The sequence below is a fragment of the Pseudomonas sp. TUM22785 genome, assembly GCF_028198105.1.
Taxonomy (GTDB): Bacteria; Pseudomonadota; Gammaproteobacteria; order Pseudomonadales; family Pseudomonadaceae; genus Metapseudomonas; species Metapseudomonas solani.
On the sequence record NZ_CP116239.1, the window covers coordinates 3,299,919 to 3,321,177 of the forward strand.

General features: G+C 67.5%; 18 protein-coding genes and 1 pseudogene. 11 read left to right on the forward strand and 8 right to left on the reverse strand.

The genetic code is table 11. From position 1 onward, the window contains the following. Positions 1–39: 39 nt before the first annotated feature. Positions 40–1,206, reverse strand: coding sequence for a catalase family protein (locus PI990_RS15080; protein ID WP_271661149.1), 1,167 nt, complete (start codon positions 1,204–1,206; stop codon positions 40–42). A gap of 69 nt (positions 1,207–1,275) precedes the next feature. After that, a complete protein-coding gene (locus tag PI990_RS15085; protein ID WP_021217275.1) occupies positions 1,276–3,153 on the reverse strand; it encodes a di-heme-cytochrome C peroxidase in 1,878 nt (625 codons plus the stop codon). A gap of 316 nt (positions 3,154–3,469) precedes the next feature. Between PI990_RS15085 and PI990_RS15090 the strand changes: the two genes are divergently transcribed. Beyond that, a complete protein-coding gene (locus PI990_RS15090; RefSeq protein ID WP_271661150.1) occupies positions 3,470–4,756 on the forward strand; it encodes a sigma-54-dependent transcriptional regulator in 1,287 nt (428 codons plus the stop codon). Positions 4,757–4,981: 225 nt separating this feature from the next. Here PI990_RS15090 and lpdA read toward each other — a convergent pair whose 3' ends face one another. Together lpdA and PI990_RS15100 are read right to left on the reverse strand one after the other, a co-directional pair. Then, positions 4,982–6,382 carry a dihydrolipoyl dehydrogenase gene (gene lpdA / locus PI990_RS15095; RefSeq protein WP_184489045.1) on the reverse strand — a complete coding sequence of 467 codons (1,401 nt, stop codon included), beginning with the start codon at positions 6,380–6,382 and terminating at the stop codon, positions 4,982–4,984. 370 nt (positions 6,383–6,752) lie between these two features. Further along, positions 6,753–7,640 carry a pseudouridine synthase gene (locus tag PI990_RS15100; protein WP_271661151.1) on the reverse strand — a complete coding sequence of 296 codons (888 nt, stop codon included), beginning with the start codon at positions 7,638–7,640 and terminating at the stop codon, positions 6,753–6,755. Positions 7,641–7,830: 190 nt separating this feature from the next. Between PI990_RS15100 and PI990_RS15105 the strand changes: the two genes are divergently transcribed. The 8 genes from PI990_RS15105 (at position 7,831) to PI990_RS15140 (ending at position 15,169) form a co-directional block, all read left to right on the forward strand. Then, entirely contained in the window at positions 7,831–8,505 is a 675-nt protein-coding gene (locus PI990_RS15105) for a GntR family transcriptional regulator (protein WP_271661152.1), read from the forward strand. Positions 8,506–8,556: 51 nt separating this feature from the next. Then, positions 8,557–9,231 (forward strand): DUF2848 domain-containing protein, encoded by a 675-nt coding sequence (locus PI990_RS15110; RefSeq protein WP_263404447.1) that lies wholly within the window; start codon positions 8,557–8,559, stop codon positions 9,229–9,231. Beyond that, positions 9,228–10,562: an amidase gene (locus PI990_RS15115; protein WP_271661153.1), complete on the forward strand. Its 1,335-nt coding sequence runs from the start codon at positions 9,228–9,230 to the stop codon at positions 10,560–10,562. Before PI990_RS15110 ends, PI990_RS15115 begins: the two co-directional genes overlap by 4 nt. Before the next feature lie 44 nt (positions 10,563–10,606). Next, positions 10,607–11,902 (forward strand): MFS transporter, encoded by a 1,296-nt coding sequence (locus tag PI990_RS15120; RefSeq protein WP_184489040.1) that lies wholly within the window; start codon positions 10,607–10,609, stop codon positions 11,900–11,902. Positions 11,903–12,130: 228 nt separating this feature from the next. Next, the gene (locus tag PI990_RS15125) at positions 12,131–12,448 is read left to right on the forward strand and encodes a helix-turn-helix domain-containing protein (protein WP_265168507.1); all 318 of its coding nucleotides are present in this window, start codon (positions 12,131–12,133) and stop codon (positions 12,446–12,448) included. Further along, entirely contained in the window at positions 12,441–13,703 is a 1,263-nt protein-coding gene (locus tag PI990_RS15130) for a type II toxin-antitoxin system HipA family toxin (protein WP_271661154.1), read from the forward strand. Before PI990_RS15125 ends, PI990_RS15130 begins: the two co-directional genes overlap by 8 nt. A 420-nt stretch (positions 13,704–14,123) precedes the next feature. Then, positions 14,124–14,267 carry an I78 family peptidase inhibitor gene (locus PI990_RS31450; RefSeq protein WP_333945559.1) on the forward strand — a complete coding sequence of 48 codons (144 nt, stop codon included), beginning with the start codon at positions 14,124–14,126 and terminating at the stop codon, positions 14,265–14,267. Positions 14,268–14,512: 245 nt separating this feature from the next. After that, complete coding sequence (locus PI990_RS15140) at positions 14,513–15,169, forward strand: DUF2848 family protein (RefSeq protein ID WP_021217264.1); 657 nt, start codon at positions 14,513–14,515, stop codon at positions 15,167–15,169. Positions 15,170–15,174: 5 nt separating this feature from the next. Here the strand turns inward: PI990_RS15140 and PI990_RS15145 are convergent, their stop codons facing one another. Both PI990_RS15145 and PI990_RS15150 read right to left on the reverse strand, forming a co-directional pair. Beyond that, positions 15,175–16,020, reverse strand: coding sequence for an EamA family transporter (locus PI990_RS15145; RefSeq protein ID WP_271661155.1), 846 nt, complete (start codon positions 16,018–16,020; stop codon positions 15,175–15,177). Between the two features lie 149 nt (positions 16,021–16,169). Continuing rightward, on the reverse strand, positions 16,170–17,156 hold the full coding sequence (locus PI990_RS15150) for a cyclase family protein (protein WP_271661156.1): 987 nt from the start codon (positions 17,154–17,156) through the stop codon (positions 16,170–16,172). Positions 17,157–17,256: 100 nt separating this feature from the next. On the opposite strand from PI990_RS15150, the gene PI990_RS15155 reads away from it, so the two are divergent. Both PI990_RS15155 and PI990_RS15160 read left to right on the forward strand, forming a co-directional pair. After that, positions 17,257–18,141, forward strand: coding sequence for a LysR family transcriptional regulator (locus PI990_RS15155; protein WP_271661157.1), 885 nt, complete (start codon positions 17,257–17,259; stop codon positions 18,139–18,141). 309 nt (positions 18,142–18,450) lie between these two features. After that, on the forward strand, positions 18,451–18,804 hold the full coding sequence (locus PI990_RS15160; RefSeq protein ID WP_043245394.1) for a winged helix-turn-helix transcriptional regulator: 354 nt from the start codon (positions 18,451–18,453) through the stop codon (positions 18,802–18,804). Positions 18,805–19,246: 442 nt separating this feature from the next. On the opposite strand, the gene PI990_RS31590 is transcribed toward PI990_RS15160, so the two are convergent. Together PI990_RS31590 and PI990_RS31595 are read right to left on the reverse strand one after the other, a co-directional pair. Continuing rightward, positions 19,247–20,011: a methyl-accepting chemotaxis protein gene (locus tag PI990_RS31590; RefSeq protein ID WP_371877155.1), complete on the reverse strand. Its 765-nt coding sequence runs from the start codon at positions 20,009–20,011 to the stop codon at positions 19,247–19,249. A gap of 141 nt (positions 20,012–20,152) precedes the next feature. Continuing rightward, a pseudogene (locus PI990_RS31595) lies at positions 20,153–21,139 on the reverse strand (cache domain-containing protein); the annotation flags it as partial. Positions 21,140–21,259: the final 120 nt, after the last annotated feature.

Consider the following 21,259-nt stretch of genomic DNA (forward strand, 5'->3'; position numbering starts at 1 on the left):
AGGCCCGCCGGCGCTCCCCGCGCCAGCCGGCCCCATCCATCACTCGTGCTCTTTCACCTCAGCCTGCGGCTGCGCCACGCCATTCCGTTCATGCCGGTACACGCTCACTGTTTCGTACACCACCTTGCGCAGGCGGTTGATGCCGCCGATGGGGCGGTGTTCGGGGAGGGCGTGCCAGGGGTTGAAGGAGAGGTTGTCGCAGAATTCGTTCTGCTCGCGGCTATCGAAGTCCTGCGCGGGCACCTTGATGGTGGCGACGGTCTTGAAGGGGGAGACCTTCTCGCTCCAGGCCACGCTGGTGTCTTCGATGGGCATGTAGTACTGCGGGTTCTGCACCTGCACCTGGAGGGCGAAGCAGGCCGGTACGCGGTCCAGCGAGAGTTGCTGGTACAGGGCGTTGCGCAGGAAGTTGGGCAGGTCGGTGTTCTGCTTGGGCAGCGTGTACTGGGGGCAGGATTGCGGGTCGGGGATGACGCGGTACTTGATGTTGGCCTGGCCGAGTTTGTACGGCGAGACGGAGCTGTAGACGGTGTCGGTGGGGCTGGCCGGCGCCGGCGCGAGGGTTTGCAGGGCGATCAGCATGTGGCGGATTTCCCAGGTGCGCGGGTCGAGGCTGGGGAAGAAGGCGCCGACTTTCTGGCCGTTGGCCTGGGCTTCGAAGTTGCTGCGGTATTCGGCCACGTCGCGGATGAAGAAGACGTCGTGGTTGAACATCACGAAGTCCTGCTCGGTGGCGTGGTCCGGGGCGTTCATGAGCTTCTGGCCGGGCACGTCGAGCAGTTTGATGGCCATGCCGCGGGCGTCGCGGGCGCTGTCGAACTGCGGGTAGGCGTTGCCGTTGGAGAGGCGCATCCAGGCTTGCCAGGTCTTGCCCGGTTCGGCGAGCACGCCGGCGCGCAGGTCGCTGGCCAGGTCCTGGGCGACGGTGACTTCGGCCTTCACGCAGCCGTGGGCCTTGGCGTGGGCGTCGCGCATGACGCGGGTGTTGTCGCGGTGCTGTTCGACCACGCGCACGGCTGATTCCATGATCGCCTTGGCGTCGCTGGCTTCGTTCGGCGGGATCTGTTCGTCGGCGGAGACGGGGCCGGAGAACTTCCAGCCGTAGTAGAGCGAGCCGATGCCCCAGCCGAGCAGGCCGACGACCAGGAGGATGAGGAGGAGCTTGCCGAGGAGGCGGCCGAGCCAGAGCCAGAAGCGCTTGAGCATGGGAGCTTGAGTCCTTGTTGTTCGTTCCCAGGCCCTCCCCGTGGCGGGGAGGGGTTTTACAGCGGTCTATCAGCCTTCGCAGGCGGGGCCGGGCGTCCAGGGTTTGGGCGCGACGGGGCTGAGCTTTTCCTCCAGGGGCTGGTTGCCCATGACCTTGAGGTATTCGATCAGCGCGAGGCGTTCGTCCGGCGAGAGGGCGCGGCCGATCACGCCGTTCTGGCGGCAGCCGTCGCGGAATTCATGGCCCTGGTTGCCGTTGCCGGTGACCGAGGTCTTGAACAGGAAGCCGCCGGGGAACTTGTCGTGCTGGAAGCCGGCGAATTGCGGGTCGTACTCGAAGTTGCCGACGTAGAACTCCTTGGCGCGTTCGGGCACGGGGGAGAGCAGCTGGAAGATCGTGGGCACCGAGCCGTTGTGCAGGAAGGGCGGGGTGGCCCAGATGCCGTCCAGCGGGCGGGCCTTGTAGGCGCGCAGTTCGCGCACGCCGATCTTCAGGCCGTAGCCGTCCATCTGCTTGCGTTCCTCGCCGCTGATGCCGGCTTCCTGGTAGGCGCGGTCTTCGACGAAGGCAGTGAGGTAGGCCAGGCCCTTGGCGCTGGAGATCTTGCTGAAGTCGAGGTCTTTCAGCGGCGGTTTGCTGAACAGTTCGACGTCGAGCTTGGAGAGCTGCTCCTTGGTCCAGCCGAGCTTGGTGATGTCGAAGCGGTGGTCGGCGATGTTGTCGGCGGTGGTGGGGTCGGTGCCGATCTTGTCGGTGGCGACCATGCGCATCTTCCATTCCGGGTCGCGGTCGGGCGCCAGGCGCTTGTCCACCGGCTGCGGGTTGGGGGCGTGGCAGTAGGCGCAGTTTTCGGCGAACAGGGCGCGGCCCTGGCTGGCGCGGGGCAGGTCGATCTTGCCGAAGACCTCTTCCGGCCAGGTCGGCGGCTTCAGGGTCTTGAGGGTTTCTTCCAGGGTGTGCAGGTCACGCACGCGCACGCTGGAGGCGTAGCGCTGGTCCAGCGGCACCGGCTGGCCGTTCTCCTGGTGCAGGGTGAGGCTGGCGCCCACGCCGAGGGATTCACCGATGTTGCGTGCCATGGGTTGCATGGCGGAGCCGTTCCACTGCACCCAGTCGAACTTCCAGATGTCCCACAGCTGCGGGTAGCTCACCGGGGCGTTGGCGATGCGGTAGTTGGCCGGGTCGATGGCGTCGCCGAACACGCTGTTGGCGATGCGGCCGAAGGCGTCGGTACGGCCGAAGCCTTCCTCGGTGGGGTAGAGGCCGCGGTGGGTGTCGTTCCAGGCGGTGCCGAGCAGGCGGTCGAGCACATCCTTGAAGTCGCTGCGCAGCTCGTCCTTGCCCTTGGGGTATTCCTCACCGAGCACCGTCTTGGCGAAGCGGTTGAACTTGAGCGGGTTGTAGTAGGTGAAGGCCATGCTCATGCCCAGCGCCTGACCGAAGCCGCCGCCCTTGAGGGTGGGCACGGTGGAGGCGAGGGAGTGCAGCGCGGCGCCGCCGTCGATGCGCACGGCCTGGCCCTTGTAGTGCAGCTCGCCGGTGTGGCAGGCAGCGCAGCTGATGTCGAGGTACTGCTGGCCGGTGTCGTCGTCTTCATGCCGGGCGAAGCCCACGGGCAGGTTGCCGGGGTTCAGCTCGGTGGGCTTCTGCTTGGGGTCGACGAGGAAGCCGAAGCGGCCGAGGTATTCCGGGCGGGCGAACTTGTCGCTGGAGAAGGGCAGCTCGAGGGCGGTGAACCAGTCGTAGCGCAGGCCCTTAACCGTGGTGCCCTGGGGGGTGTAGTAGTAGGTCTGACGCGCCTGTTCGTCCCACTGGTCGAGGTAGTGCAGCTGCTCGGGGGCTTTGTAGGTGGGCAGGTTGGGGTTGGCGACGTAATAGAGGACGACCGCCAGGCCCACGAGGACGAGCACGAGCAGAAGCACCAGGGTGCGACGCAGGATTCGCATCAGATACATCCTTGTAACCAGTGTGGAAAATCCTACGTTATGCCAATCAATAGGAATATTGGCAAGGTGCTATTACCAATGTCCTCAGATTGGGGTGTTTTGTCGGTTGCGTCATGTTTTTGCAATCCCATTTCCCACGGCCTTTTCGGCATAGACCCGCGCCATCTGACGGCGCTGTGGCTTTAAGAACTTTTCGCGATCTTTCCTATAAGAAATGGTTCCATATCCCGTCAAAGATATTGCTAGCGTTACAGTCAGGCGCGCCAAACCCTTGTTTTTAAAGAATTATTCAAAAAATTGGCGCCAAGGATGGGACATGTTGGACACCATCACTCCTAGTACCCGCCGCGTGCTGATGATCGACCCTTGCGAGGAGTGCCGACAGCTATTGCCGCGCTTGCAGGCGAGCGGTTGGACTGTGGAAAGCCGCGAATCACGACAGGCCCAGGCCGGCGGTTATGACGTAGGCCTTTTATGCCTGCGCCATGAGCACCTGGATAACCCCGAACGCATCAAGACCCTGATCAGCAGCAGCGGCACCGAGTGGATCGGCCTGCTGGGGCCGGATATCGCGCCCCAGGAGCGGGTCGAGGATTTTGCCGGCGAGTGGTTCTTCGACACGCTGGAAATCCCGGTGGATTCCACCCGCTTGCAGGGGCTGCTCGGCCGCGCGTTCGGCATCGCCCGGTTGCGCGGGTTGGGCAGCCGCCAGGGCGCCGAGCACGAGCTTCTGGGGCAGAGCCGGCCGCTGCGTGACTTGCGCAAGCAACTGACCAAGTTCGGCCCGCTGGACAAGCCGGTGCTGATCCTCGGCGAGAGCGGCACCGGCAAGGAGCTGGTGGCGCGCACGCTGCACCGTTATTCGCGGCGCGTGGGCGGGCCCTTCGTGGCCTTCAATTGCGGGCTGCTGGACGAGGCCGGTTGCAGCGCCGCGCTGTTCGGCCCCAATGGGCGCCTGCAGGCGGCGAGCGGCGGCAGCCTGTTCCTCGATGCGGTGGGCGAGTTGCCCCTGGAGGTGCAGCGCACGCTGATGCACTGCCTGCGCACCCGCAAGCTGCCGCAGCCCCAGGGCCCGGCGCGCAACCTGGATGTGCGCCTGCTGGCGGCTTCCGACCGCGATATCGAGCTGATGGCCGAGCAGGGGCGCTTCCTCCCGGAGCTCTACCAACTGCTGGCGGCGCATCAGGTGCGCCTCACGCCCCTGCGTCGGCGCCAGGGCGATATCGCGCTGCTGGCCAATTACTTCGCCGATCTCTACAGCCTGGAGTCCGGGCACAAGCCGCGGCAGTTCAGCGAAGAGGCGCTGACGGCGATGGTCCGTCACCACTGGCCGGGCAACGTGCGCGAGCTGGCCAGCCGGGTGCGGCGCGGCTATGCGCTGGCGGAGGGGGAACAGATCGAGGCGGGGGAACTGGGCCTGCACAGCGTGCCGATGGACAGCGTGCTGATCGGCACCCTGGATGACTACAAGCGCCGTGCGGAATACCAGGCGCTGTGCGATGCGCTGGCACGCTACGGCAACAACCTCAGTCTGGCAGCGCGGGTACTGGGCATCTCGCGGCCGACCTTCTACCGGCTGCTGCACAAGCATCAGCTTCTCTAAGCAGCCGGGCTCCGTGCAGGGAGCCGAGCCCGCGCGCCGATGTGCTCTTGTAGGGTGTGCTGCGCGCACCTGGAGTCTGCCGGAGGCACCGTGCGGAGGTGCGCACGGCACACCCTACGGCACGCGTTCGTCCTGCCGGGCTCTGAGGAGCCAATGACTCCTGGCCACGTCTCAAGCAAGCGAAAAAGGCGCCGGGTAGGCGCCTTTTTCATGGGCATCACGCCGTCAGCTTTGCATCGCCCAGCCGCTGACATCCATGGCCGCCTGGCGCAGCGCTTCGGAGCGCGTCGGGTGCGGGTGGCAGATCAGCGCGATGTCTTCGCTGGAGGCGGAGAACTCCATCGCCACGCAGTACTCGCCGATCATCTCGCTGACGCTGGGGCCGACCAGGTGCACGCCCAGCACTTCGTCGGTGCGCTCGTCCGCCAATACCTTGGCGAAGCCTTCGGTCTCGTGGTTGATCTTGGCGCGGCTGTTGGCGGTGAAGGGGAACTTGCCCACCTTGTAGGCGCGGCCCTCGGCCTTCAGCTGCTCCTCGGTCTTGCCCACGGTGGCCACTTCCGGGCGGGTGTAGATGACGTTGGGGATCACCTCGTAATTCACCTCGGCCTTGTGCCCGGCGATGCGCTCGATGCAGACGATGGCCTCGTCCTCGGCCTTGTGCGCGAGCATCGGGCCGGAGGTGACGTCGCCGATCACCCAGACGTTGGGCGTGGTGCTCTGGTGCTTCTCGTTGGCGAGCATGCCGCGCTTGTCGACGCTCAGGCCCACGGTCTCCAGGCCCAGGCCCTGGGTGTAGGGGCGACGGCCGATGGCCACCAGCACGTAGTCGGCCTGGATGCTTTCCGCCGCGCCGCCGGCAGCCGGCTCGACGCTGAGTTCGACGCCGTTCTTGCCGCTCTTGGCGCTGGTGACCTTGGAGGCGAGCTTGAACTTCATGCCCTGCTTGGCCAGGGCGCGTTGCAGGGTCTTGCCGGTTTCCACGTCCAGCCCGGGACAGATGCGGTCGAGGTATTCCACCACCGTGACCTCGGCACCCAGGCGGCGCCAGACGGAGCCCAGCTCCAGGCCGATCACGCCGGCACCGATCACCACCAGGTGCTTGGGCACCTCGGGCAGGGACAGGGCGCCGGTGGAGTCGAGGATGCGCTTGTTGTCGATCTCCACGCCCGGCAGCGGGGTGGGCTCGGAGCCGGTGGCGATGACGATGTGCTTGGTCTCCAGCACCTGTTCCTTGCCGTCGGCGCCTTTCACGGCGACGCGGCCCGGGCCGTCGATACGCCCCCAGCCCTTGATCCATTCGGCCTTGTGCTTGCGGAAGAGGAACTCGATGCCCTTGGTCAGGGCGCTCACGCTGTCGGCCTTCTGTTTCATCATCTGGCCGAGGTTGAGCGTGGGCTTGACCTCGATGCCGAGCAGTTCGAATTCCTTGCCGCTGGCCGCTTCATAGAGTTCGGAGGCGTGCAGTAACGCCTTGGACGGCATGCAGCCGACGTTGAGGCAGGTGCCGCCCAGGGTCTCGCGGCCTTCCACGCAGGCCACCTTCAGGCCCAGCTGGCCCGCCCGGATGGCAGCGTTGTAGCCGCCTGGGCCACCGCCGATTACAACCACGTCGTATTGGCTCATGAAATTTCCTTCTGTCTCGATTGATGGCTATCAACCCAGCAAGCGTAGTGGAGCTTCACGGCGCGTCCATCGGCTTTGGATGACGGCCGTAATATCCTCGCGCCTGAATGATCGGTCAAGAAAAGATCGTGAGGGTCAGGGGGGATAGGGGCTGGCACGGCCCGTAGGTTGGGCTGAGGTTCGAAGCCCAACACAGCGGAGTCTGGGCTGGCACCAATGCGGCGCGGTGCACCGCTGGGCGAATGAATTCGCCCCTACAGGGTGCAGGCCGGTGGCGTGGGTGGGGCGGTGGGGCTTTCGCGAATGAATTCGCTCCCACGGGGTAGGTTGGGCTGAGGCACGAAGCCCGCCGCAGCGGAGCCCGCCGGGGTTAGGCGATATCCATCAGGCGCAATTCGCTTTGGAAGCGCAGCGCCTCGCCGCTGATGGGGTCGATGAAGGCCAGCTCGCGGGCCAGCAGTTGCAGGGGGCGTGCGTGGTCGTCGGGGGCGCTGGTGTCGTGCAGGTCGGGGTAGAAGCCGTCGTTGAGGATGCCGGCGCCGAGGGCGGCCATGTGCACGCGCAGCTGGTGCTTGCGGCCGGTCACCGGGTGCAGGGCGTAGCGCCACAGCTGCGGGCCGCGCTCGATCACTTCCAGGCGGGTTTCGGTGTTGGGCTCGCCGGCCACCTGCTGCATGCGGAAGAAGGGCTCGCCCGCTTCCAGGCGGGTGCGCAGGGTGCAGGGGAACTCCAGCTGCGGCAGCGGCGCGGCCACCGCCTCGTAGCGCTTGTGCACACGGCGCTCGCGGAACAGCGCCTGGTAGGCGCCACGGCTGCCCGGGTCGCGGGAGAACAGCACGAGGCCGGCGGTGTGCCGGTCGATGCGGTGCAAGGGCACCAGGCCGGGGAGGCCGAGGCGGCGGGTGAGGCGCGCCTGCAGCGTCTGCTCGACGTATTCGCCGGCGGGCATCACCGGCAGGAAGTGCGGCTTGTCGGCCACCACCAGGCGCTCGTCCTGGTAGAGCACGCGCTCCTCGAAGGGGATCTCCCGCTCCTGCGCCACTTCGCGGTAGTAGCGGATGCACAGCCCCTGCTGGTAGGGGCGCGTGGCGTCCACCGGCTGGCCTTCGCCATCGGTGACCCGGCCACGGGCCATGCGGTCCAGCCAGGTGGCGCGGTCGATGGCCGGAAAATGCGCGCACAGGCAGTCGAGCACCGTGGCCCAGGGGCCCTGGGGCAGGTGCAGCGTGCTGGGGCGCACATTGGGTTCGGTGCTCATGGCCATCTCCGGCAACGCCTGGCGGGGCGCGCATTAGGCCGCAGCGGGGGCGAGCGGTCAAACCCCGGCGTGCTTGTTTTCCCATTGCCCAGTGGGGCTTCGGCCGGCAGCAGAAGCGGACGGCCTCACCTGTCGAGCCTTTGAAACTTCAGCCTAGGATCACGGCCACTTCAAGCCACCGGGCCCCGCCATGACCGCCTTCGACATCGCTCCCTTCGCCCCGGCGCCAGCCGCCTCGCTCTCGCTGCGCGACGCCGCCTACGGGGCCATCAAGGCGCGGATCATCCGCTGCGAGTTCCGCCCTGGGGAGGTGCTCAACGAGGCCGCGCTGGCCAGCGGCCTGGGGCTGGGCCGTACGCCGGTGCACCAGGCGCTGCAACGTCTGGAGGCCGAGGGGCTGGTGTCGATCATCCCGCGCAAGGGCGTGCTGGTGACGCCGCTGTCCATCGACGAGGTGCTGGAGATGATCGAGGTGCGCCTGTGCAACGAGGTGCTCTGCGTGGGCCTGGCCATCGAACGCGCCAGCCTGGCGGAGATCGCCGCCATGGACGAGCTGCTGGCCCGCGTGCCGGCGCTGATCGCCGAGCGGGACGTGGCGGCGCTGTCCGCCCTGGACCTGCAATTCCACCTGGCCATTTCGGCGGCCGCGCGCAACCGCGTGCTGGCCGAGCTGCTGCGCAGCCTGCACGAGCGCCAGGCGCGCTTCTGGTTCCTCTCGCTGGCCACGGCCGGGCACCAGGAAGCGGTGCACCAGGAGCACCGCCGCATCCTCGAGGCCTTCCGCACGCGGGATGTGGCGGCAGGGCAGCGGGCCATGCGCGACCACATCGAAGCCTTCCGCAGCACCATCGGCAGGAGCATCTGAAACCGGGGCAACGGGCCCCGGCACCTTTTCATGCACGCAAGGAGAATGACCATGGCACTGGATTTCATCGTCGCGGGCGAGCGTCGCCTCGCCTTCGAACCCCGGGAACTGGTGATCGCCGGCTGGACCGGGCGCAACCGGGTGGCCGTCGACCGGCACATCGCCGAGCTGGAGACGCTGGGCATCCGCCCACCCACCGAGGTGCCGTGCTTCTACCAGGTGGCGGCTTCGCTGCTGACCACCGCCGAGAGCATTCAGCTGCCCCGCGACCATTCCACCGGTGAGGTGGAATGCGTGCTGATCGCCGCCTGGGACGGCCTCTACGTCGGCGTCGGTTCCGACCACACCGACCGCCAGGTGGAGGCGCTGGACATCACCCTGTCCAAGCAGCTCTGCGCCAAGCCGGTGAGCCGCCAGCTGTGGTCCTTCGACGAAGTGGCCGGGCATTGGGACAGCCTGGTGATGCGCTGCTGGCGCGAGCGCGAAGGCCAGCGCGAGCTGTACCAGGAGGGCGAAGCCGGCAGCATGCTCGACCCGCTGGACCTGATCGAGCGGCGCAACGGCGGCATGACCCTGCCCCAGGGCAGCGTGATGTTCTGCGGCACCCTCGAGGCGCTGCTGCCCATCGCCCCGGGCGAGGCCTTCTGCGTCGAACTGCACGACCCGGTGCTGGAGCGCACCCTCAGCCACCGCTACACAGTGGAAGTACTGGAGGTGGAGGCATGAACGGCCTCGTCACCCTGGCGGAATGGTCCGCGCGCCTGTCCAACGGGCGCACCAGCAGCTGCGAGCTGACCGAAGCCATGCTGACGCGCGCCCAGGAGCACTTCGCAGGCGGCGGCCATGCCTTCATGGAACTGGACGAGGAGGGCGCCCGCGCTGCCGCCGCGTTCGCCGACCAGCGCCTGGCCCTGGGGCGGCGGGTGTCGCCGCTGGATGGCCTGCCGGTGTCGATCAAGGACCTGTTCGACATCGCCGGCCAGGTGACCCGCGCCGGTTCTCGGGTGCTGGAGTGGCAGGCCCCGGCCACGGTGGATGCGCCCGCCGTGGCGCGCCTGCGCGAGGCCGGCGCCGTGCTGCTCGGCCGCACCAACATGACCGAGTTCGCCTATTCCGGCCTTGGCCTCAACCCGCACTTCGGCACGCCCCTGTCACCCGTGGGCGAGGGGCTGATCGCCGGGGGCTCCAGCTCCGGTGCCGCCGTCAGCGTGGCGCTGGGCATGTCGGTGGTGGCGCTGGGCACCGATACCGGCGGCTCGGTGCGCATCCCGGCGGCCTTCTGCGGCATCACCGGCTTCAAGCCCACGGCGCGACGGGTGCCTAGCGAGGGCATGGTGCCCCTGTCGCAGAGCCTGGACTCCATCGGCCCGCTGGCGCCCACGGTGGCCTGCTGCGCCCAGGTGGACGCGCTGCTGACCGGCGCCCAGCCCTGGCGCGATGCCGGCCTGCCGCTGCAGGGGCAGCGCTTCTTCGTCACCCCCGACTACGTTTTGGAAGACCTCGCGCCGGAGGTGGCACAGGCCTTCGACTGGGCCATCGCGCGCCTGGCGGAGCAGGGCGCGGAGATAGTCGAATTCCGCTTCCCCGAGCTGCTGCGCCTGCCGGAGATCAACGCCGGTGGCGGCTTCGCGGCGGCCGAGTCCTGGCATTGGCACCGCGAGCGCCTGCTGGCCGAAAGCGCCCGTTACGACCCGCGCGTGGCGGTGCGTATCGAGCGCGGTAGCCGGCAGAGCGCCTGCGACTACCTGGAGCTGCTGCTGGAGCGCGCCGAGCTGAAGGCCCGCGCGGCGGAGGTGCTGCTGGGCGCGGATGCCTGGCTGATGCCCACGGTTTCCATCGCGCCGCCGCGCCTGGCGGAGATCACCGATGACGACGCCTTCCAGCGCATCAATGCGCGGGTGCTGGCCAACCCCGCCGTCATCAACTTCCTCGACGGCTGCGCGCTGTCCATCCCATTGCCGGAACGCCCCGGCATCGCCCTGAGCCTGTGCGGGCTCGGCGGGCAGGACGCCAACATCCTGCAACTGGGGGCCGCGGTGGAGCGCTGCCTGGGCTGACCCTTCACCTCTGTGGGCGGCCTGGCCGCCCCGGGAGCGATCGCATGTCCATTTCCGATCCGGCCCGTTCGCGCCTGCGCGAGCGGGCCTACCGCAGCATCACCTGGCGCCTGGTGCCCTTCCTGGTGCTGCTTTTCATTCTCGCCTGGCTGGACCGGGTCAACGTCGGCTTCGCCAAGCTGCACATGCTCGACGACCTGGGCTTCAGCGAAGCCGTCTACGGCCTGGGCGCGGGCATCTTCTTCATCGGCTATTTCCTCTTCGAGGTGCCGAGCAACCTGCTGCTGGAGCGTATCGGCGCGCGGCGCACCCTGGCGCGCATCACCATCTGCTGGGGGCTGATCTCCACCGCCCTGTTCCTGGTGACCACGCCGATGCAGTTCTATGTGCTGCGCTTCCTGCTCGGGGTGTTCGAGGCGGGCTTCTTCCCCGGCGTGGTGCTTTACCTCACCTACTGGTTCCCCACCGCGCGGCGCGCCCGGGTCAATGGCCTGTTCATGACCAGCTTCGCCCTGGCCGGGGTGGTAGGCGGGCCGCTGGCGGGGTTGATCATGACGGGCATGGCCGATGTCGGCGGGCTGGCCGGCTGGCAATGGCTGTTCATCGTCGAAGGCGTGCCCTCGGTGCTCGCCGGCCTGCTGGTGTTGCGCTACCTGCCCGAGCGCCCGGCGGACGTGCGCTGGCTGAGCGCCGCGCAGCGCGCCCTGGTGAGCGCCGAGGTGGCCGCGGACGCCGCCGCGCCGGGCAAGGCTTCGAGCCTGCGCGACGCCTTCTGCAACCCCCACGTGTGGCTGTGCGCGGCCATCTACTTCTGCCTGGTGAGCGGCAACGCCACCATCGCCTTCTGGGTGCCGACACTGATCCGCGACCTGGGCGTGCAGGGCAGCCTGGATATCGGCCTGCTGGCCGCCTTGCCCTTCGCCGTGGGCACGGTGGCGATGGTGCTCAACGGCATCCATTCCGACCGCAGCGGCGAACGGCGCCTGCACTGCGCCGGTGCCGCCGCCCTGGCCGGTGTCGGGCTGGCGGCCTGCGCCGCACTCATGGGCCACGGCGTCGCGGCGATGCTGGCGCTGACCCTGGCGGCGGTGGGCATCCTCGCCGCCTTCCCGGTGTTCTGGTCGCTGCCCACGCTGTTCCTCACCGGCACCGCGGCGGCCGGCGGCATCGCCGTGATCAACTCGGTCGGCAACCTCGCCGGTTTTGCCGCGCCCTACCTCATCGGCTGGGTGAAGGACCGCACCGGCGCATTGGCCGGCGGGCTCTATGGGGTGGCCGGGCTGGAGCTGCTGGCGGCGTTGCTGGTGGTGGTGTTCATCCGCAAGACGCGGCACGGCTAGGCCCTTGCATGGGAGGGCGTGCTGGTTACCCAGGGCCGAGCGGCAGGCCGCCACACGCTGTGCTCGCCCCGCATGCGCTAGGCGCTAACTGCTAAATTCAGTATTTCGAAGATTATTGGCGCCATTCTTCAATAAGACGTGTTTTTATGAAGTTATAGGGCTTTCTGAATTTTCATATAACTCTATAATTATGCGTATTAAAGGCGATTTCTGGGTTTAACACTCGATATGATGAATTTAGGTCTGGTAAAGCCGGCGGAAGTGGTCGAACTGCTCTGCGTGCGTCTGCGCCAGGAGCGCCTGATCCAGGGGATGACCCAGGCCGAGGTGGCCGCCCGTGCCGGTATCGGCGTTGGCACCCTGTCCAACCTGGAGGCCGGGCGCAGCGTCGCGTTCGACAGCGTGGTTCGCGTGGCCATGGTCCTGGGGCGTCTCGAGGAGCTGGAGCTGTTGTTCATGCCGCAACTGGAAAGCCTGGATGACATCCTCCGCTATGAACAAGGCGCCCAGCGTCAGCGGGTGAAAAGGAAAGCCGGCGATGTCTAAGCGGGTCGACGTCTACTACGACGGCTGGGGCGCGCATTGGCGCTGGGGTTCGCTGGTTTCCTCGACCGCGCTCACCGGCCGCCCGTTGATTGCCTTCGAGTACAGCGAAGAGGCGCTGGACTCGGGGCTCGAGCTGTCGTCCCTGCGCCTGCCCCTGAAAGGGCCACGGCTGCGCAGGGATTTTCCCGATCACCAGCTGTCGCTGCCGGGGCCGGTCTACGACTCGTTGCCCGATGGTTGGGGCATGTTGCTGATGGACCGCCTGTTCAAGCGGCGTGGGCTCAACCCCGCCCATGTCGGCCCCCTGGAGCGCCTGACCTACATAGGCGCGCATGCCATGGGGGCGATGTCGTTCGAACCGGCGGCAGCAGAACCGCCGCTGCCCGCTGAAGAGATTCCCCTCGAGCAGTTGGCGGCGGAGGTCCAGGAGGTGCTCGACGGCGAGGGCGGGGAGTTCCTGCAGCAACTGATGCTCATGGGCGGCTCGCCGCACGGCGCACGGCCCAAGGTCCTGCTCTATCGCGACCCTGCGTCCGGCCGCTTCAGCACGGCGGCGGCGCCTGGCCTGGATGCCTGGCTGATCAAGTTCCCGGCGGCCTGGGAACACCCCGAGGTGTGCGCCACCGAGGCGGTCTACGCACACTGCCTGCGCGAATGCGCGATCGACACCCCGGACACCGAATACTTCGAGCTACCCAATGGGCGGGCTGCGTTCGCCAGCCGACGATTCGACCGGCAGCAGGGCATGCGCGTCCCCATGCAGAGTCTGGCCGCCTTCACCGGGGCGGACTTCCGCGCAGCCGGCGCATTGGATTACACCAGCTTCCTGCGGGCGACCCAGTTCTGCTGCAACGACGTGCGGGAGAAGGCGCGCGCCTTCGAGCGGATGGTGTTCAACGTGGTGTTCAACAACCGCGACGACCACCCGAAGAACTTCGCCTACCGCATGGCTTCCAGCGGCCAGTGGACCCTGGCCCCGGCCTACGACGTGACCTTCTGCGAAGGGCCGGGCGGCTACCACCAGATGGATGTGATGGGCGAAGCGCTGCGCATCACCCGCCAGCACCTGCTCAAGCTCGCCGTGGACGAGGCGGACCTCTCGGCGCGGGACGCCGCCGATGTCATCGCGCGGATCTGCGACGTGGCCAGTGGTTTTACCGCCTGCGCCGAGGGCCAGTTCCCTCAGGGCATCACCCGTGACACGGTGCGCACGATCCAGGCGCGCATCGACGACAACATCGCGCTGCTCGGCTGAGACCCGTACCCCGCCACGGATGTGCTAAGCCTGCATAAGGCCGGCGCAGTGACATGCCGCAAGGATTTCACCGTGCAGCGCAACGGGCAGCGGGCCGGAGCCGCGCTACAATGCGCGCCTGCGTCGGGAACGGCGAGCCGGCGGTGCGTGTCCCATGCACGCGGCCCGGGCCTTCCCAGCCACCGATTTCAGCTTCGTTTTCACTTTGTATGAGGATCGCAGTATGTCTCGCACTTCCATCACCCTTGGCCTGGCGCTCGTAGGCGCTCTGCTGGCCGGCTGCAGCTCCACCGATGCGCCGGCGGAGAAACCTGCCGCCGCTGCCACCGAGAGCCTGCCGGCCGCCGCTCCTTCGGAAGACGGCCGCTGCTCGTCCGGCCCGGTGCGCTCGCTGATCGGCAAGGCCGCCACCCCGAACTGGTGGAGCAGGCCAAGAACGCCGCCGGTGCCAGCGACGTGCGCGTACTCAAGCCGGGCAGCGTGATGACCCTGGAATACAACTCCCGCCGCCTCAACATCGACACCGACGACACCAACCTGATCAAGGGCGTCAGCTGCGGTTGAGCTGAGCTACCTCCAGGGCCCGCGTCGCCGGGCCCTGTCCCTCCCGCTGCTGCCATAAGGCTCCGTCCACACCTGTGGTGGTGCCATCCTTCAAGGGTTACGGACTTCGCCCTCTGTGCCCGCAACGTCCCGCCCCCTAGCATCTGAGCTTCATCGCTTCCCGCCCGGCTGGATCGCACCCCCTGACGATTCGGCATCACCCCGCGCGGGAAACACCGCATCACCGCAATCGACAGGAGTTAGCCATGACACTGCACTTCACCGTGGCCGGTGGGGAGTCCCTCGCGTTCGACGTGCGCAGCCTGGTGGTCGCCGGCTGGACCGGGCGCGATGCCGACCAGGCCAGCGCCCAGGCCCGTACCCTGAGTGCACCGCCGCCGCAGGAGTTGCCCCGCTTCTTCGAGCTGTCTGCCGACCTGCTGAGCACCGATGAGGACTTCCAGGTGCCGGGCAACGACTCTTCCGCCGAGGTGGAGTGCGTGCTGTTCTCCACCGGCACCGCGCTCTACGTCGGCATCGGCTCCGACCATGCGGACCGCCGCGTGGAGGGCTACGACGTAGCCGTCTCCCGCCAGCTCTGCCTCAAGCCGGTGGGGCGCGAGCTGTGGCGCTTCCACGAGGTGGCGGGGCATTGGGACCAGTTGCTGCTGCGCTGCTGGCGCCATGTGGAGGGGCGGGACGAGCTGTCCCAGACCGGGCTGGTGGCGACGCTGCTGGACCCCCGCGAGCTCATCGCCCGGCGCACCGGCGATGCCAGCCTGCCGGCCGGCACGGCAATGTTCTGCGGCACCTTGCCTTTCATTGGCGAGCCGCTGCCGGGGGAAGGCTTCAGCGTCGAGCTGCACGACCCCGTCCTGGGGCGCAGCCTGCGTCACAGCTACCGGGTCAAGCCCCTCGCCTGAGGGGCTCAGCCCAGCTTCATCACCACCACGCCGAGGGCGATCACCGCGCACGCCAGCAAGCGGATCGGCTTCATGGGCTCCTTGAGGAACAGCCAGCCGATCAGCAACGCGAACACCACGCTGGTCTCGCGCAAGGCAGAGACCAGCGCCACCGGCGCCTGGGTCATCGCCCAGATGACGATGCTGTAGGCCAGCAGCGACATGGCGCCGCCCGCCAGGCCGCTCTTCCAGTACGGGCCCAGTTGCAGGAATACGCGCGGCCCGCGCTGCACCGCGATCACCCCGGCCATCACCCAGCCATTCACCGCGAACAGCCAGGCGGCGTAGGACAGCGCATCGCCGTTGCTGCGTGCGCCCACCGCGTCGGAGAGGGTGTAGCCGGCGATGAAGGCTGCGGTCATCAGCGAGCAGAACAGCATCGAGCGATTGATCCCGCCCCCGGCACGCCCGCCGCGCCAGGCCATCAGCCAGATGCCGGTGACCAGGGTCAGCAGGCCGGCCAGTTCGGCGTGGCCGAGCCCGTCGTGGAGGAAGGCCAGGGACAGCAGCGCCACCATCAGCGGCGAGCTGCCCCGGGAGATGGGGTAGACCTGCCCGAGGTCGCCGTACTGATAGGCGCGGGCGAGGAAGTGGTTGTAGCCGATGTGCAGCACGGCGGAGAGGATGATCCAGGGCCAGGCGGCGGCCACCGGGAAGGCCACGAAGGGCAGGGCACAGAGGGAGACCAGGCCGGCGGCCATCTGGATCAGGGTGGCGGTGAGCAGGCGGTCGAGGCCGATCTTCAGCAGCGCGTTCCAGCCCGCATGCAGGGCGGCCGCCGCCATTACCACCAGAAAGACCGAGGTTTCCACGCGCGAGGTTCCTTGTACCGACGGAGCGACGGCGCCCACGAGGGGCGCCGCGAAGGAGGCGCGATAGTGACACAGCCTCTTGCTCGCTGTGAAACCGCCGTCTCCTTCTTCGTAGCCCGGGCTTCAGCCCGGGAAGCTCGCCGAGAGCCTCAGTTGATCGGCAGCGCCACCGGGCGGATCGGCGCGGCATCGGCACCGCGGAACTTCAGCGAGGCGCCGACGAAGGCGAACTCGTAGACCTTGTCCCGCGAGAGGCCTTCCAGGTCCACCAGCTCCATGATGGGTGCGCCCTGCTGGGCCAGCAGGTAGGTGTGCACCGGGATGTAGTTCTCCGGCACCTCGGTGGGGAAGGTCTCGAAGCTCAGGTTGTCCGCGCCCACCACCATGGCGCCGCCTTCCTCGATGAGGAACTTCGCCGCGTCCAGGCTCAGGCCCGGCGGGTTGGTCATGTAGCGCTGGGCGTTCTCGTAGTCGCGCATGCGCCCGGTGCGGATCAGCACCACATCGCCTTTCTCCAGGTGCACGCCCTGCTTGTTCAGGGCCTGGCGCAGGTCCAGGCGGGTGACGCGGTAGCTGTCCGGCAGCATCTCCACGCCCTTGGCGGCGGGCACGTCGATCAGCACGCCACGGGCGACGATGGGGGGCAGCTTCTCGGCGCCGGTCACGTTCCAGCCCCGGTCGCCCAGGTGGTCGGCGGCGGCATAGCCGTTCCAGATCTTGCCCTCCAGGCCGAAGTGGTTGAGCGCGTCGATATGGGTGCCCATGTGGGCGTACATGGACACTGCCGAACCGGTGTAGCTGACGTGGCGGTTCATCGCCTCGCCCACGTCCATCGGGTCGGCCAGCAGATTGCCGTGGGGCGTGTGGGTCATCCACATCTGGTAGGGCGGGTCGCCGGCGGCCTGCCAGCTGGGCATGCCGATGAAGTACTCCACGGCCAGGTCATAAGCCTTGCCGCCGGCGAGGCGGCCGAGGATGGCGGCGCGGGATTCGGGGGTGATCAGGTTGAGGCGGCCGATCTCGTCCTTTTCGCCCCAGGGGCTCTTGCCGACTTCCTCGGCGGCGAGGGCACCCTGGGCCAGGGCCAGCAGCAGGGGCAGGGCAGCGAGGCGGGAAAGGGGGCGGGGCAGGTGCATGGCGGAACTCCTGGGTGGTGATGAGTGCCGCGATGGTATTTGTTGAGTCTGGCGAGATAATCTGCGCATCCGCTGAAAGACATTCAACCAGAGGGAAAATATGGACCTGCTCGTTGCCATGCGCACCTTCCGCCGCGTCGTCGAGCTCGACGGCTTCAGCAAGGCCGCCCTCGACCTGGGCCAGTCCACCGCGGCGGTGAGCAAGCAGGTGCGCCAACTCGAGGCGCGCCTGGGCAACCTGTTGCTGCTGCGCACCACGCGGCGCATGAGCCTCACCGACACCGGGCGTGCCTACTTCGCCGAATGCTGCCGCCTGCTGGACGAGCTGGAGGCCCTGGAAAGCGCCACCGCCCAGGGTGCGGGCGAGGTCAGCGGGCGCCTGCGGGTGAATGCGCCGCTGTCGTTCAGCCTCAAGGTGCTGTCGCCGCTGCTGGCGGAGTTCATGGCGCTCTACCCGCAACTGAACGTGGAGCTGACCCTCGACGACCACCTGCTGGACCCGGTCTCCGAAGGCTTCGACGTTTCCTTGCGCATCCGCTCCAGCCTGGCTGACTCCACGTTGATCGCCCGGCGCCTGGGGGAGGTGGAGCAGGTGATCTGCGCCTCCCCGGGCTACCTCGCCGCGCGCGGCACGCCGCAGCGGCTCGAAGACCTCTGCAGCCACGACTGCCTCGCCTACCGCCTGGCCGACAGCCCCGGCGGCTGGCGCCTGGACGGCCCCAAGGGGCGCGGCGTCGAGCTGCGCACGCGGCTCTCGGTGGACAACAGCCTGATGCTCGGCGACCTGCTGGTGGCCGGTGCCGGCATCGGTGCGCTGCCGTCCTTCATCGCCGCGCCGCTCCTGGCCAGCGGCCAGCTGCAACAGGTGCTGCTGCACCAACAGCTGGCCCGGCGCAGCATCTACGCCCTCTACGCCAGCAACCGCCACCTGCAGCAGAAGGTGCGGGTGTTCGTCGACTTCCTCGCGGAGCGGCTGGCGGGGTGAAGCCTGTTCACAGGCGGGCGCCGCCGCACGTCTGCTAAGCCGTAGGTCGGGTGCAACCTGACGGCGGGGCCGATCAACTACGCAGGTTTCACCCGCCTACCACCCGAAATGTAAGTACCGGTGTTTTTGTGCGTGCGACTTGATCAAGGTCAGGGTGGGCCTTCGACGCAGAGTGCCCAATAGAAAGGATTTCAGAAGACTCTTGCGGAGGAATCGGAAGATGTCCTCAGACACCCACCCAGTGCCGCATTCGGGCGCGCTTGATGCCCGCAGCGCAGTAAACGGCCTCGACAGCAGGATGCTGAGCCTATGAGCAGTTACGAGAAACACGGCAATCCGGGCCTGGATGCCGTCATGAAGGTGATCGGCGGCAAATGGAAGGCGCAGATCCTCTACAGCCTCGGCGACCAGACGCGTCGCTTCGGCGAGCTGCGCCGGCAGATCGGCGGCATCAGCGAGAAAATGCTGGTGCTGCAGCTGCGCGAGCTGGAGCTGGAAGGCCTGGTGCTGCGCCGCGACTACCAGCAGGTGCCGCCCCGGGTGGAATACCGCATCACCCCCCTGGGCGCCTCGCTGGTGGACGCACTCAAGGTGCTCGACGACTGGGGCCAGCGCCATGGTGGCCAGATCGGCCTGCCGCCCCGGGTGATGGGGGACGAGTAGCGGCACGCGGGTTTCACCCGCCCCACGGAGCTGCGCCGGTCGGGGTTGGGCATTGGATGTAGGTCGGGTGCAACCCGACACGCTTGCCGGAAGCGCGGGCTTCACCCACCCCACGGAGCTTTGCCGGGCGTGGAGGTCGCTTTTTACCTCCACCAGCGGTGCCGCGCCGTGCTGCGAATGGTGGACGGGGGAAGCGTCGTCCACCCTACCGAACCGTCACTCCCAGTCAGCACAGACGCATCCCGGGATGTGGAGGTCGTTTTTTACCTCCACCAGGCGAGGTTGCAGGACTGCACCGACGGTACTGCCGGCTACTCCCATCGCGAATGAATTCGCTCCCACAGGTTGAGCGTCGGATGTAGGTCGGGTGCAACCCGACGTGGTTACCCCTGAATGCAAACGGCCCCGCATGTGCGGGGCCGTTGTTCATCCGTCGTCTGCGTCAGATGCGGAAGCTGCCTACCAGGTGCTTCAGGCGTTCGGCCTGTTGCTCCAGGTCGGCGCAGGCGCGCAGGGTGGCCTGGAGGTTTTCCACGCCTTCCTGGTTGAGGGTGTTGATCTCGGTGATGTCCATGTTCAGCGCTTCGACCACCGAGGTTTGCTCCTCGGTGGCGGTGGCCACGGACTGGTTCATGCCGTCGATCTCGCCGATGCGCTGGGTCACGCTGGAGAGGCGCTCGCCGGCCAGGTTGGCGATTTCCACGCTCTGCTGGCTGTAGCGCTGGCTCTCGGTCATGGTGCCCACCGCTTCACGGGAGCCGACCTGCAGCTCTTCGATCATCTTGTGGATTTCCTGCGCCGACTCCTGGGTACGGTGGGCCAGGTTGCGCACCTCGTCGGCGACTACGGCGAATCCACGACCGGCTTCACCGGCACGGGCGGCTTCAATGGCGGCGTTGAGCGCCAGCAGGTTGGTCTGCTCGGAGATGCCTTTGATCACGTCGAGGATCTGGCCGATGTTCACCGTCTTGCCGGCCAGGGTTTCGATCTGGTTGCTGGACGCGCTGATCTTGGTGGACAGCTCGTGCATGGCGGTCAGCGTCTTGCCCACCACCTGCTTGCCTTCCTCGGCCAGCTCGCGGGCGTCGGAGGCCTGGTGCGAGGCATCGGCGGCGTTGCGGGCGATTTCCTGGGCGGCGGCGCCCAGCTCGTTGATCGCGGCGGCGACGCTGTTGGTGCGCTGGGCCTGCTCGTCGGAGTTGTGCATCGAGGAGTTGGAGGCGTTGACCACCAGCTTGGCCACTTCGTTGACCTGGATGGTGGCCGAGGACACCTCGCGGATCGACGCGTGGATACGCGACACGAAGCGGTTGAAGGCCTGGGCCAGCTCGCCGAACTCGTCCTGGGAGTGCACGTCCAGGCGGCGGGTCAAATCGCCTTCGCCCTCGGCGATATCACCCATGGCGCGGCCCATCACCAGCAGCGGCTGCATCAGCACGCGGATCAGCATGCCCAGCAGGAAGAAGGTCACGACCACCGCGATGAGGGTGGCGATGACGGCCGAGGTGCGGAACTCGCCGAGCATGGAGAAGGCGGCGTCCTGGTCCAGCACCAGGGCGATGTACCAGTCGGTGGACGGCACGCCCTCGATGGGGGTGAAGGAGATGAACTGGGTGCGGCCGTCCACGTCGATTTCGGAAACGCCCGGGCGGATCACCGGGGCGGCGCCGGGGTAGAGGTCGCTGAGGTTTTTGAGGATGTACTGGTTCTGCGGGTGCAGCAGCACCTTGCCCTGGGCGCTGACCAGGAAGGCATGGCCATTGCCCTTGAAGTTCAGCGAGTTGATCAGGCGGGTGATGCTGTCCAGGTCCATGTCGGCACCGGCGACGCCGACGAAGCGGCCATCGACGCGCACCGGGGTGGCGATGGTGATCACCAGCTTGCCCGAGGAGGCGGCGATGTAGGGCTCGGTGAGGATGGTGCCCTGGGCGGCGCTGGCAGCCTTGTACCAGCCACGCTGTCGCGGGTCGTAGTCGGACGGGCGATTGCCCGCCGGCACCGAGAACATCAGGCCGTCTTCACCGCCGAAGTAGCTGAGCTGGAAGCGCTGGCCATACACCGGCAGGCCGATGGAGCGGGCCAGTTGTTCCTTCTCGGTGCCATTGGCAGCGACCTGCTGGCCGAGGGATTCGAGCAGCTGGATGCGGCCTTCGAGCCAGTTCTTGATGTTGCTGGTGGTGAGGGCGCCGAGGTCCTGCAGGGAGTTGTGCACGTCGGTGCGCAGGGTCTGGCGCTGGCGGTAATCGTTGAACAGCACGAAGCAGGCGAAGGCGGTGATCATCACCAGGGACGCTGCCAGGAGGATCTTGTGGCTGAACTTCAGGTTTTTGGGCATCGCAAGGGTATCCACGTGTTCTGGCAGCGGGTGTGCCTGTTATCGACAGCCGGGTTTTGCCAGGCTGCGGGATAGTCGTTACAGCGCGGAGTACGGGGTCGCCGTCTGGCCGCGAACACA

Excerpts from the sequence above, each read along its gene's own strand:
- PI990_RS15080 (WP_271661149.1), bottom strand. The coding sequence starts at position 1,206 with ATGCTCAAGCGCTTCTGGCTCTGGCTCGGCCGCCTCCTCGGCAAGCTC.
- PI990_RS15085 (WP_021217275.1), bottom strand. The coding sequence starts at position 3,153 with ATGCGAATCCTGCGTCGCACCCTGGTGCTTCTGCTCGTGCTCGTCCTC.
- PI990_RS15090 (WP_271661150.1), top strand. The coding sequence starts at position 3,470 with ATGTTGGACACCATCACTCCTAGTACCCGCCGCGTGCTGATGATCGAC.
- lpdA (WP_184489045.1), bottom strand. The coding sequence starts at position 6,382 with ATGAGCCAATACGACGTGGTTGTAATCGGCGGTGGCCCAGGCGGCTAC.
- PI990_RS15100 (WP_271661151.1), bottom strand. The coding sequence starts at position 7,640 with ATGAGCACCGAACCCAATGTGCGCCCCAGCACGCTGCACCTGCCCCAG.
- PI990_RS15105 (WP_271661152.1), top strand. The coding sequence starts at position 7,831 with ATGACCGCCTTCGACATCGCTCCCTTCGCCCCGGCGCCAGCCGCCTCG.
- PI990_RS15110 (WP_263404447.1), top strand. The coding sequence starts at position 8,557 with ATGGCACTGGATTTCATCGTCGCGGGCGAGCGTCGCCTCGCCTTCGAA.
- PI990_RS15115 (WP_271661153.1), top strand. The coding sequence starts at position 9,228 with ATGAACGGCCTCGTCACCCTGGCGGAATGGTCCGCGCGCCTGTCCAAC.
- PI990_RS15120 (WP_184489040.1), top strand. The coding sequence starts at position 10,607 with ATGTCCATTTCCGATCCGGCCCGTTCGCGCCTGCGCGAGCGGGCCTAC.
- PI990_RS15125 (WP_265168507.1), top strand. The coding sequence starts at position 12,131 with ATGATGAATTTAGGTCTGGTAAAGCCGGCGGAAGTGGTCGAACTGCTC.
- PI990_RS15130 (WP_271661154.1), top strand. The coding sequence starts at position 12,441 with ATGTCTAAGCGGGTCGACGTCTACTACGACGGCTGGGGCGCGCATTGG.
- PI990_RS15140 (WP_021217264.1), top strand. The coding sequence starts at position 14,513 with ATGACACTGCACTTCACCGTGGCCGGTGGGGAGTCCCTCGCGTTCGAC.
- PI990_RS15150 (WP_271661156.1), bottom strand. The coding sequence starts at position 17,156 with ATGCACCTGCCCCGCCCCCTTTCCCGCCTCGCTGCCCTGCCCCTGCTG.
- PI990_RS15155 (WP_271661157.1), top strand. The coding sequence starts at position 17,257 with ATGGACCTGCTCGTTGCCATGCGCACCTTCCGCCGCGTCGTCGAGCTC.
- PI990_RS15160 (WP_043245394.1), top strand. The coding sequence starts at position 18,451 with ATGAGCAGTTACGAGAAACACGGCAATCCGGGCCTGGATGCCGTCATG.
- PI990_RS31590 (WP_371877155.1), bottom strand. The coding sequence starts at position 20,011 with ATGCACAACTCCGACGAGCAGGCCCAGCGCACCAACAGCGTCGCCGCC.